General features: G+C 43.7%; 11 protein-coding genes. 6 read left to right on the top strand and 5 right to left on the bottom strand.

From position 1 onward, the window contains the following. Positions 1-147: 147 nt before the first annotated feature. The gene (locus tag QUA56_RS04660) at positions 148-1287 is read right to left on the bottom strand and encodes a diguanylate cyclase (protein ID WP_333353876.1); all 1140 of its coding nucleotides are present in this window, start codon (positions 1285-1287) and stop codon (positions 148-150) included. Between the two features lie 247 nt (positions 1288-1534). Here QUA56_RS04660 and QUA56_RS04655 point away from each other — a divergent pair, with 247 nt between their 5' ends. Then, positions 1535-1750 carry a hypothetical protein gene (locus QUA56_RS04655; protein ID WP_333353873.1) on the top strand — a complete coding sequence of 72 codons (216 nt, stop codon included), beginning with the start codon at positions 1535-1537 and terminating at the stop codon, positions 1748-1750. 121 nt (positions 1751-1871) lie between these two features. Here the strand turns inward: QUA56_RS04655 and QUA56_RS04650 are convergent, their stop codons facing one another. Both QUA56_RS04650 and QUA56_RS04645 read right to left on the bottom strand, forming a co-directional pair. Then, positions 1872-2843 (bottom strand): hypothetical protein, encoded by a 972-nt coding sequence (locus QUA56_RS04650; protein ID WP_333353871.1) that lies wholly within the window; start codon positions 2841-2843, stop codon positions 1872-1874. Continuing rightward, complete coding sequence (locus QUA56_RS04645; protein ID WP_333353868.1) at positions 2836-3945, bottom strand: DegT/DnrJ/EryC1/StrS family aminotransferase; 1110 nt, start codon at positions 3943-3945, stop codon at positions 2836-2838. The genes QUA56_RS04650 and QUA56_RS04645 overlap by 8 nt, the downstream gene beginning before the upstream one ends. Positions 3946-4516: 571 nt before the next feature. Here QUA56_RS04645 and QUA56_RS04640 point away from each other — a divergent pair. From QUA56_RS04640 to QUA56_RS04620, 5 genes are all read left to right on the top strand, one after another. Continuing rightward, positions 4517-6172 carry an alpha-amylase family glycosyl hydrolase gene (locus QUA56_RS04640; RefSeq protein WP_333353865.1) on the top strand — a complete coding sequence of 552 codons (1656 nt, stop codon included), beginning with the start codon at positions 4517-4519 and terminating at the stop codon, positions 6170-6172. Positions 6173-6303: 131 nt separating this feature from the next. Then, entirely contained in the window at positions 6304-6987 is a 684-nt protein-coding gene (locus QUA56_RS04635) for a TylF/MycF/NovP-related O-methyltransferase (protein WP_333353862.1), read from the top strand. A gap of 148 nt (positions 6988-7135) precedes the next feature. Further along, positions 7136-8404: an acyltransferase gene (locus QUA56_RS04630; protein ID WP_333353859.1), complete on the top strand. Its 1269-nt coding sequence runs from the start codon at positions 7136-7138 to the stop codon at positions 8402-8404. Between the two features lie 224 nt (positions 8405-8628). After that, positions 8629-9327: a glycosyltransferase domain-containing protein gene (locus QUA56_RS04625; protein WP_333353856.1), complete on the top strand. Its 699-nt coding sequence runs from the start codon at positions 8629-8631 to the stop codon at positions 9325-9327. Between the two features lie 108 nt (positions 9328-9435). Continuing rightward, positions 9436-10083, top strand: coding sequence for a histidine phosphatase family protein (locus QUA56_RS04620; protein ID WP_333353853.1), 648 nt, complete (start codon positions 9436-9438; stop codon positions 10081-10083). A 64-nt stretch (positions 10084-10147) separates the two neighbouring features. On the opposite strand, the gene QUA56_RS04615 is transcribed toward QUA56_RS04620, so the two are convergent. Next, a complete protein-coding gene (locus tag QUA56_RS04615; RefSeq protein ID WP_333353850.1) occupies positions 10148-11353 on the bottom strand; it encodes a glycosyltransferase family 4 protein in 1206 nt (401 codons plus the stop codon). Positions 11354-11999: 646 nt separating this feature from the next. Then, on the bottom strand, positions 12000-12194 hold the full coding sequence (locus QUA56_RS04610) for a hypothetical protein (protein ID WP_333353848.1): 195 nt from the start codon (positions 12192-12194) through the stop codon (positions 12000-12002). Between the last annotated feature and the right edge of the window lie 214 nt (positions 12195-12408).

Here is a 12408-nt window from a genome sequence, read left to right as displayed (position 1 = left end):
TCTACCCAAACTCACCTTAAATAATGGAGTACAGGCAACTTATACTTCGGGTAGCGGTACAAATACCCTGAACTTTAGCTACACCGTTGCTGCGGGTCATAATATTGCTGACTTAGACTATGCAAACCCTTTAGCTCTCTCATTCGCTTAACGATTTGCACGCTTCTTTGTGCGCTTTTGAGCGTACATTAATTCATCGGCTAGGGCTACTAATTGCTCCAGCGAGGTTTCACCGTCTGGAATACAGCACTGGATGCCAATACTCATAGACAGTTGATAGCAGCGGTTGCTCTCCTGGTTGAAACGAGCGATGTTGGCTTGCAAGCGAACTACAAGCTCTTCGGCACTCTCTAAGTAGCTGAGCGTAAAAATGACAAATTCATCTCCACCCAAACGAGCAACAATGTCTGAACTGCGGCAGGTTCGTTTCAAAATCTCAGCCGCATCTGCAATTGCCCGATCGCCTACCTCGTGACCCATATTATCGTTAAGTTGTTTCAAACCGTCTAGATCGACAAACAGGAGACAGCATGAACTTTGCTGGCGGTGGACTACTTTTAACTGCTGCTGTGCCAGGACAAAGAAACCGCGTCGATTGTGCAACTGTGTCAACTCGTCTGTCAACGACAATTGCCGCACCTGTTCCTCTGCTTGTTGCCGATCCCTAATTTCCTGCGTCAGTTTGACGTTGACAGCTTCTAACTCAGCGGTGCGATCGCGCACTCGTTGTTCCAGTTCGGCATACACCTGCACGTTCTCGATCGCGACGGCTGTTGTATCTGCCAGTGCTTGGAGTAGCTTCACCTCTTGGTCAGTGGGTTGATGCGGCTGTGCCCAATAGTTGCCGATCGCGCCAATTGGGTCTATTGTCCGAATTGGCACCATTGCCAGACTTTTGACAAATGTGGGCTGATAAGCGGCGTAGGGAATACGAGCGTCGTCATAGATGTCTGGGATGACGGTTGGCTGACGGTTTAACATTGTCCAACCGCTGATACATATACTCATTGGAAACCGCCGCCCTTTCCACAGAGGTGCAATGGCATCTTCGTCGGCATAGAAACACTGATCTTTGTCGCGCAAGACAAAGGTAGCACCATCAGCACCTGTGAGTTGGCGTGCGGCAACTCGCACGATCGCCATGACATCTTCGAGGCTGCGGGCTAACGAGAGTTCTTGCACAACGACGAGCAGTTTTTCCATTGCTAGGTTGTACTGGCTTGTTGTGTCTTCATTAACAAGATTTGTAATTTTTTTTAATGGAAACTTTATAAGAGCTACGTTCATTTTGTTACGCTTCGGATAGGTTTTCTGCCACTATACAATATATCAATCAGGCGATCGTACCGACAAGTGGGCGATCGTACCGACAATCAGTCGATCGCGAAAAGCAGGCGATCGCGAAAAGCAGGGATCGCGAAAAGCTCTTTTTCCAGGTAATTCAGTTTAAACCCAAACCTGTGTACGCTTTCAATTTGGTTGTTTTATCTCAAAATTTGAGGTAAATTTACTATAAAATATACCCTTTTTCCTCATGTCATATTCCACTGACCTCACAGATACTGAATGGGAAATTATTGAACCCATACTACATCAAATATTACCCATTAAAAAGGCAACTCGACCTCCTAATTGGACTAAAAGAGAAATCTTAAATGGCAGATTCTATCAACTCAAGAAAGCCAATTTATCAGATGATTCGGGTTGGATTGAACTGTGGAACTTGAGTGTAACTGGAAAGCCGCGATAGCCAGCCCAAAAGTCCTTTGTTTCGTGGCGATAGCCAGCCCAAAAGTCCTTTGTTCGTGGCGATCGCGCCCCATCGAAATCACGTTGATTGCCAGCGGTGTCAGGTGCTTTCTCTCTACCGTTCACCAATGCTGTTGAACTAAGTATTCTAAGCCCAAGCGAGAGGAAAACATCAGAGCGCAAGGTTCTTGCTCTCCGGGTAACAGTCCGTGTTCCAGCAGAACTTCAGCTTCAGCTTTATTGCGAATGCCAACCAAACAAGAATGCTCTTCCCACTGACCCGATCGAAAATGGCGATCGCCCATTTCCGTTTGCACCACAAAGACCAAATCAACTTCTCCCGTGATCGGGTTGCCAGACATACCAATAAACCGAGTATTCGTGTCATTTAAGGTCATGGCAACATTCACTTCTTCCCGCAACTCCCGCTGAGCATCTTGATAAAAATTGATGTCTTGAACTGTAGGAGAAAATGTAGCCCAACCCGCCACAAAATTGAGAACGCCTGCGTAATCCAATGAAGTCGATCGCCTACCAATGTAGACATTACCATCCGCAGTCAGCGGAACCACCGCAACCCCAACTCCCCTAGCAAAATAAGCGTAGGGATCTTGGTAATTCGTCAGTCCGCGCATCATCAGCTTTAGCGATTCCAACGAACTACGAGTCAAATCCAGACGACAACGCGGGTAGCTAGTGGGCCCAACTTCCAGGGTGAAGGTGTCTTGACTGCGAGACCAGAATCCAGCCACTCCAGCCCCAGACCAGCGGACTTTGCGATCGTCATAACTTCTGGGTTTAGTGCCATCTGCGAGGAGACCACTACGAATCTGGGGATTAATCGCAGCTTCCAAATAAGCCTGGAACTGCGTGTCAAGCGGCTCATCATTGAGATTTTGAGGCCCATGCCCCTCCCGCACCTGAATTCTGGTTACACCTGCCACCTCATCGGGATCGAGCAAGTGAAGAAAGTCGCTACCTGTATTCAGCGCCTCAGATAACGCTTTACCCTGGGGCAAATCTGCCACAGCCGCAACTACCCGATCGCGGCAGGCAAGATATTCGGAGGTTTGGGAGAGGGGATATTCAAGCACTTTCCAATCGCTCGCAAAGCTGATAAAACTGGTGAATTTCGGCGATGATAAAATCTAGTTCTTCATCAGTCAAACTATAAGATGATGGCAAAGAAATTCCTCGCTCATAAGCAGATGTACTGACGGGATAGTTCATGCTGGGATCTGTCCAGTCTTGATAGCAAGGTTGAAGATGAAGCGGACAGAAAAATAGTCTGGTTTGAATTCCCCGATGGGTTAAATAGTCAGCCAGTTCAGCCCGGTTTTCCGCAAAGAAAGAGGTAAACCAGTGGACGGGCTTACACCGTGGGTCCATAAAGATCGGCTGCAACTCCGTCACATCTGCTAAACCAGCCATGTAAGCTTCATAAATTTGCTGTTTGCGCTTAATAATTGCAGGTAACTTTCTGAGCTGGGCAACACCAATGGCTGCCTGCATTTCTGTCATGGAAAAATTAAAGCCAATATGTTCGTGGATAAAGGTGCCGCGGCGCGATCGCCCATGATTCTTAAGTCGGCGGCAGGTCTGGGCAATAGTATCACAGTCGGTGAGAATAATCCCACCTTCACCGCAAGTAATCGTTTTGTTGCCATAGAAGGAAAAGGCACCTGCGTCTCCGTAATAGCCGACATGACGATCGTTGAACTCTACTCCGATCGCCTGTGCTGCATCTTCAATCACCTTCAACTCAAAGCGTTTAGCAAAGGCGAGTACCGCATCCATATCTGCACTTTGACCGTACAAATGGACAGGCATAATCCCTTTGGTCTTATCATTGACCAGCGCTGCGGCTGCTTCTACATCAATGCACAGGGTATCTGCTCTAACTGGGCAAAAGACGGGCTTAGCCCCTGCCATAATCACCGCATTCGAGGAAGCAACAAAGGTCAGGTTGGGGACAATCACCTCATCTCCATGACCGATATCCAAAGCCTTGAGGATGCAGTATAAGGCAGCAGTACCGTTGCAAACAGCAATTGCGTGCTTTGCCCCCGTTAAAGCCCTAATGCCAGCTTCAAACTCCTCTGTCACCTGATTCTCGGTTAAGTAGGTTGATTCCATCACCCGCTTAACTTCTTGCCATTCACTATCGTCAATCCAAGGTTGAATTTGAGGGATCATATCAATTATGTTTCTTTAGAGGCTGTTTGTGAAGTAAATCTTTTCAGTCCTACCTACTTTCTTAAAAGATGAAATAGGGATATGGGAGAATTGATCTACCTAAATCATTCAGGCAATCATAATCCCTCTTTTGTCACTTTCGGTAGATAATTTTTTGGAACTAATGGTTTGTTAGGCTTTCGCAAGGCGAAGAATAAATTATTGAAAATGGCTAAAATCCAGATACAGCAAGGCAAGAGCCTTTTTCTGTAGTCAAAGTGACATAATAGGGATTATGATATTATCTCATCAGCCGTTCAACACTGACAATATAGCAATCCTCGCATCAGTCGCCTCTCTCGAGCGAGACCAGAATCCTTGCAGTGCGAGCCAGAAAGCTCGCGTATAATGCAAGCAAATCATTGAGGATTGCTATAGGGATTATGATATTATCTCATCAGCCGTTCAACACTGACAATAGCATCCATGCTGGCAAGTTTTTTCACAATTCGCTGCGATCGCAGTCGTTTAGGTACTCATACCAATTCCTGAGCCAAGAAATCTTCCTTTTTTTTATTGATTCTAATTACCCATGACCGTAATGTCTCATTCTCCTTGGTGGAAATCTGCTGTTATTTATCAGCCTTATCTGCGTAGCTTTCAGGACTCGAATGGAGATGGCATCGGTGATATCCCCGGCATTATCCAGCAACTAGATTATTTAGAATGGCTGGGGATAGATGCCGTCTGGGTGACACCCTTCTACCCCTCTCCAATGGCCGATTTTGGTTATGATGTCAGCGACCATACAAATATTGACCCTGTTTTTGGAACCCTTGCAGATATAGATAGCTTGATACAACAGTTGCACGATCGCAATCTCAAGATATTAATTGACTTTGTTGCCGCGCATAGTTCCGATCGGCATCAGTGGTTTATTGAATCCCGCAGTTCCCGTTCTCATCCCAAGCGAGACTGGTATATATGGAAAGATCCAAAGCCAGATGGTAGTCCTCCCAATAATTGGCTGGGACGTTTTGATGGGCTTTCTGCCTGGGAATGGGACGATAAAACAGAGCAATACTATCTACACTCGTTTCTCAAAGAGCAGCCAGATATCAATTGGCGCAACCCCGATGCTAAACAGGCGATGTTGGATGTACTGCATTTTTGGTTGCAGCGAGGCGTGGATGGATTTCGAGTTGATGCCGCCTATCGCGCCTTCAAAGATTTGGAATTTCGAGATAATCCGGTAAATCCCGACTGGCATCCCGGCATGGAACCATCCGATCGCCTGTTTGAAGTCTTCAGCAAGAATATACCGGAAATTCACGATTTCAATCGTATGCTGCGGACGCTTGTAGATGGTTATGACGATCGTCTTTTGATTGCTGAACTCTACAAATCACTAGAAGAAATTGTCAAGCACTATGGGTCAAATAATGACGAATTTCATTTACCCCTCAATTCAGAATTGATGTCATCTGATTTGCAATGGAGTGCTGAGTCCGTCCGAGAAATTGTCGATCGTTACGAGAGACTGCTGCCTGAAGGTGCATGGCCAAATTGGACATTGGGTAATCATGACAAGCATCGCGTTGCCAGCAGAATTGGGATTTCTCAAGCCAAAATCGGCATGATGTTATTGCTCACCCTTCGCGGTACACCAACAATCTACTACGGAGAGGAACTGGGAATGGAGGATGCCTGGATTCCCTCCGAACACATCCAAGATCCTTGGGAAAAAAAAGCTCCCGGTATTGGGGTGGGACGCGATCCCGAACGCACGCCGATGCTCTGGGATGACTCTGCTAATGCGGGCTTCTGTTCAGAATCAGTCCAGCCTTGGTTGCCGATCGCTCATGACTACAGCAGTATCAATGTCAAGTCCCAGAAGCATGATTCTCGATCGTGTCTCTCACTGACGCGGGCACTTTTGCGCTTGCGCCGGCAACAACCGGCACTACAGCTTGGTGATTACATTTCTTTATACTCATCCCCACAGCTTTTCTGCTATCGACGCTTTAATGAGGAATCGGATCTCGTTGTGGCTTTGAATTTCAGTTCTGAATACCAGGAATGGACATTACCAGTGGAGTTTCGCAACCAGTCAACAGTTCTCCTCTCCACATTCATGGATCGTCGGGGAGGGAAACTCGGACACAGCATTGAGCTACGAGGAAATGAAGGTGCGATCGTCCAGCGCAGCCATCAATCGCAATCACCTCATACCGAGGATAAAAGATGAGCTATTAATGTATTGCTCGTGTATAATCATCAAAGCTTTGCAGCTCCCATCCTCCTAAACTATCCCCACTCCTCCTTGCGATCATGAATACTGAGCGAACGATCGTTTTCTCCACAAAGCATCAAGCAACCATGAAAGATCAGATCACACCAGATATGGGTAAAGATCCGGTTTTCATGGATTTATTTGAGCAGGTAAAGCCTTATACAATGACCAGCGTAGAGGCACTCTTTGCGCTTTATACATCGGTGAACTATGTACTCGATCGCGAGATACCCGGTGATATGCTCGAGTGCGGAGTTTGGAGAGGAGGAAGTGCTTTACTTGCTGCCTTGATTATGAAAGCGCGAAACGTTAGCGATCGCCAGCTATATCTGTACGATACATTTCAGGGTATGCCAACCCCCACTGAATTTGATGTGGACAAATATGGACGTACCGGCTTTGAAATGATGGAGCAATATGGGGACGACATTGGTTGGTGTTACGCTTCATTAGAAGATGTTCAAGCAGCTTTCTGGGTCCATAATTTTGATTTCGAGATTCATTTTGTGCAAGGAGATGTCATGGAGACATTGGAAAGAATTAAGCCAGAAACCATCTCTGTTCTGCGTCTAGATACCGATTGGTATGAATCCACAGCCCTTGAGTTTCAGCTTCTCTACCCTCGACTCTCCACAGGAGGAGTTCTGATCGTTGATGACTATGGCTGCTGGGCTGGATCGCGCAAAGCCACGGATGACTACTTCCGTGAGGTGCCTGGGCCAATGCTGACACGGATTGATAAGGAAGTGCGCCTTGGGATCAAGATATAGTAGCACCTAGCGTAAGTTAACCAACTGCAATAGTAGAAGTTATAGAACTTACGCAAAACTATCCGTAACGCCGCCAACAAGAGCGGTATTCTTACCTCGCCTGTTGGCGGCCATACTGCGATCGCGCCTAAGTCCTGAGTTATACCTGATGGAAATTAATGCAAAAATGGAGCCTGATATTAGAAGCGATCGCTCTTTAGAAAAGAATTCAAGCTATGATTACAATTTAGAGGGGATTAGAGGACTTGCTGCACTTTCAGTAGCATCACTTCATGTTTTTGGGATAAAAAACTATTTAGACCCTACCTATCATCCCAATATTTATTTTGGTTATTTACAAGCGGCACATACTGCTGTTTTACTATTTTTTGTTCTCTCAGGCTATGTTATTGGTTTAACGACCACAAAAGAGTTCTCTATTCAGCAGGTTCATAATTATATATTACGCCGAACCATTAGAATTTTACCCATTTATTTAATTGCTATTTGTTTGGGAGTCTTGGCTGAACCGGATGAAAAATTAAATATAGTTTTAGGGAATTTATTTTTTTTGCAAAATTTTGATAAATACTTTTCTTTTTCCTTACATCCCATAGCAGGTGATGCTGCTCTATGGAGTTTAAATTACGAAGTTCTATATTATTTAGTTTTTATCTTAGTATGGTGGTTGCGACCTAAAATTTTATATTTATTTTTATTCGCTCTTCTAATCAGTGTTGTTGGCTGGTTTATGCCGTTATTTCCACAATTTATTTCTGGTTATGCTTCTGGATGGATTTTTTGGTTGAGTGGATTATTATTATCATGGAAAGTACACCCTTCTAGTCAGAAAGAATCATTTTTACCTCTTATTAGCTATATTTTATTATTTCATGCTACCAATCATGTTTTCACCGATAACTCGATTTTAAGCGTCCTCGGTTTCCCCAATCCAGTTGCTAGTTTTATCAATTTGTCTGACCTAACATTTCTGCCAATCTGTATATTAATACTCTGTGAAATCACAGGTCGCTATTTTTATGGTTTGATTTATCTGCGTTTACTCTGTTTCCTGCTCCCTATTTTTCAACTGTCGCAAATAACTTTGAAAGGAAGTATTTTTAATCCGCAATTGGTAGTAGCATCTTTTTTTACTATACTTGCAATTCTCTTGGTTAACTATAATACATCTGTGAATATTTTGAAAAAAATTCCTTTGATGGGTCGTATTTCTTATGCTTTTTATCTATTACATATGCCGATTGCGGTGCTAATGCGTAAATATTTTCCTTGGCAGGGAACAGTTTTAAGTTTCTCCTTGGGTTTATTAATTTGGCTTGTTATTACACTATCATTATCAAGTTTTCTAGAGCTTGTTATACAACCTAAAGTTAAATCCCAGTGGCTGTTGTCCTGGACAGGCAAAGTCACTGAATGATGTGCCAGTAAAATATGAGATTTAGTGAACTCTACTTACTTCTAAGATTGCAGTGGGATCAGCTTCCAGAACCTTCTGGCGTGCTTCAATGGAATGATATATTTGGGTGATATCAGCGTGAGCGGTAACGACGATCTCGCGATATAATTCGGATACAAAAGGATTTGATATCACAGGTTACAGTCTGTTTAAGTAGAATCAAGAAATGAAGCGAGTAGAGGTTTATGCAAATTTCTGAAGAACCTGTTTTCATCACCTTGTGCGACCCAGGTAGTCCGCGCGTCCAGCCACTGTATTCATCATTGCAGGGTAACTTGCGTATCCTCGATAATTACTGTCCGCGACTGGGACTCCTCTCAAAGATATTCAAGGTTCGCGACTTCTTAGCTTCTGATACCGATATTGCTGACGACACAATCATAGTCTTTACCGATGCCTATGATGTGCTGTGCATTCGTTACGATCCTGCCGGATTGGCAGCAGATTTCAGCGCCACAGGTAGAGATATTATTATCAGTGCCGAAACTGTATTCTGCCACCACAGTGCCGATGTACTTCCCTTCTTTTTGTCTAACTATTTAGGTCATCCAGCAAAGTATCTCAACAGTGGCTTTATCATTGGCTACAAATGGGCTTATCTCCGTATGCTTAACTATATTACCAGTAATTTTGTGGATAAATACATGATGGATTGCCGTCAGAATGACCAGCGTGTAATTTCGCGATTTATGTTAGAAAACTCTGCACTTGGTCTGTTGAACATGGATATCGACAGCAGGTTCAAATTCTGCTATACCCACACCTACGACAATAATCCACTATGCTGTGACAATTTGGTATCTTATTTTGTTCATGTAACCTGGCTGGCGCTGGAAATACAGAAACAAGCCTACGAGGAGATACAGAGAGTTTTCAATATTTAGAAATTTCTGCAGGGCTGATTCAAAATTGGTCAAATGAGCCTGGAAATCAAAACCCTGCCGTAGAAATGGAGCCTTCTTTATCAATCACTATCTATAGAATAACAAGAAATGAAACTTGTCATTGTACGTCATGGGGAAACCGAGTGGAATGTACAGAATAAGGTTACGGGGCAACTCGATAGTCCATTGACACCCAAAGGAATCCGGCAGGCCCATGCCATTGCCGATCGCTTACTGCGTTTTTCATTCACCACTTTATACAGCAGTGACCTGGGTCGTGCTGTTCAAACAGCCAATATCATTGCTGAAGTATGTGGAAAGAAAGTCATTTTTGAGCCGCAATTACGAGAGTGGAACATGGGAATATTTGAGGGATTAACAGTCTCTGAAATGCACGAGAAGTTTCCACAGGAACGGCAAGACTATGAACGTATTGGCTTTGAATACGTCATTCCAGAAGGAGAAAGTTTAAGGCAATGTACGGACAGAGGCTGTCGTGTCCTGAATGCGATCGCTGAACGACATTTAGATGAAACCGTTGTGGCGATCGCTCATGGTTGTCTCTTGATGGTTTTTTTTGAAATGGTGCTCGGTCTCCCACCTGGAAATAGTTGGCGCTTCAAGCTGTATAATGCGAACCTCTGCATTTTTGAGTATGTTAACGGGCGCTGGAGTCTTATTGTCTGGAATGATGTGAGTCATCTCGAAAATATAGAGACCTTCAGTAAGGATTCAGGTATAAGCTTGAGGAATTAAAGAAGGGGTCTGTACATTAGGGTTAACCATAGCTTGTATAGATTGTTAAAATTGACGCTTAATACTACTTTCTTCTCTTTTCCAGCTCACAAACATAAAAGTCTTCAAGTTGTTGGATATGGTTCTTGATATCGTATTGTTGGGCACAGAGAAAGGCGTTGTTAACAATCTTTTCTCTAAGGCGCGAATCGCTTAAGAGTGCTAATATCCCTTGAGCAATTTGATCGCTGTTCTTGTAATCAACAACCCAGGCATTCTCTTTGTGTACAGCACGATCCAAAGCACTACCTGCAAGAGTAATAACAGATGGAACTCTGGAAAGCATTGCTTCTACATAGACTTGTCCGAACGTTTCTTGAATAGAATCGGTAGGCACATGAACAAAAATATCAAATAATCTGAACAGGGCAAAAAGATCCTCTTCAAATGGGATTTCAATATAGCTATGCTCAGGCAATTGCGCCAACTTGTCTGTGATGCTGATAATCTCCTCGTATTGAGGCGCAACGATGTCTTCTTTACGCGCATTACGAATTTGCTCCTCCAGGTTGGCACGATTTGTATGTGTCCCTGAAAGAACTAAGATTGCATTGGGATAAGTTTCGAGAACCTGCTTGTGTGCTTCAATGACGTATTCAACTCCTTTCCATCTGACATACCTCGCAGCCACACCGATAACAGGGCCGTGATGATTTGCTAGATACTTAGAGCGCAATTTCTCAATGCGCGAACTGTCTACATTCTCAAATTCACTAATATCAAATCCCGTTGGTATCACTGTGATTTTATCATCTGGTATGCCGTCTTCTATCATGCCTTGTTTGCTTGTGTTGGTCACACCAATAATATTGGTGGCACATTCCCATATCAAACGATGCTTGCTGGGAGCATGACGCGAATAGTATTTAATTGAAGGATGTTCTCTGGTGAAGATTCGGACGGGAATATGGGCGTAATAAGCAGCTTGCATTCCAGCCAAACTGCCGGCGAACCAATGAGTATGAACAATATCGGTTTTATTTTCGATCAAGCGATCGTAGATAAATTTGACGATCTCTGGGGTATTGCTATAATCCTGATAGGAAGCAACAGTGCAAGGAACATCAATCTGGCTTAAAAAGGAGATCATAGGATCGCCTTCATTAAGAATGATATAGTCAATTGCAAATTTACTCTTATCGATACATTTGGCGACCAATTCAAAGGGAACCCAACGAATATGGTGCGTGAAGATATAGGTAATTTTAATTCTCTGCTCTGCTCTGGTCATAACTGTGGAACTGGTAGTGTTTGTATAGGGGATTAGGTATATTGGGATTCTCTAGTCAACTCTGGCGCAAATACGATCGATATCTAGCAAAAGTTTTCCTATTGCAATCTACGGAAGCCGTTCCGTCAATCGATTTGAGATTTGAGATTTTAGATTTTAGATTAAAGAGTTGAAGCATTGACCCCACGGATCGAGTCGGGGGGCAAGTTTCATCGGATACACGTTTTTTATTTCTGGACGGATGAATCACGTGGCGGGTATCCTGGATGCTTTCGGTCACGGGACAATGTAGTTATACTGAATTTTACCAGAAGATGCACAATTTGAAGTTAAATTTCCATTAAAATCGACATTGTTGTTTAAAAGAAATATCCTTTCGGCATTTTGGGAAATAGTAAAAAAATATCTGCCGGGTATTCAGGTAGAATAATTGAAGGGTTCAATGAGGATTTGGGATCAACTCCATCTCTTGAGGTAAAGGGCGTTGCTGATTCACTGTATGAATCAACTTTTCGCTTGATGTTACAAAACTCATCATACTTGGCTTATAGCAATTGGGAAATCTTGAATTCATACCTGTATTCAGCAACGCCCTCTTGAGGTAAAGATGAGACCGATACAATCTTTGTGCTGCTGCGAATCAAGCTTAGAGATGTGTAGATTCCCTACTGTACTTTGCCATAAACAACCGATTCAGGCTTAAATGAGCCACACTTGGCGCATGATTATTGCTACACAGCGCATCCAACAAGTCCATTGTGCTGTCTGCTTGTTTTTTGAACTGGCTGTGCAACTCACCTCGGAACTTTTGGAATTCAGTCTCTGTTAGAATTATTGGCATAATTAGTTTTGGGATGATGACCTTTATCGTTATTGAAACCCTCATTATCCCTTCTTACTTCGCGTTCATCCTTTTTTAGTTTGATTCTTGTCCAAAGTCCAATAACTATCAGTGTATGTTTTTGAGACACAGATTTTGAGATAAGTTTTGCAAATGTTACCCACAGTCACGGCAGTGCCGTGTCCCTACAATTAATCGGGTAGGGACACGGCAC

The sequence above is a fragment of the Microcoleus sp. N3A4 genome (assembly GCF_036701805.1).
GTDB lineage: Bacteria > Cyanobacteriota > Cyanobacteriia > Cyanobacteriales > Microcoleaceae > Microcoleus.
The sequence above is the reverse complement of the archived record's forward strand: the minus strand, read 5'-3'. Positions and strand labels throughout refer to the sequence as shown.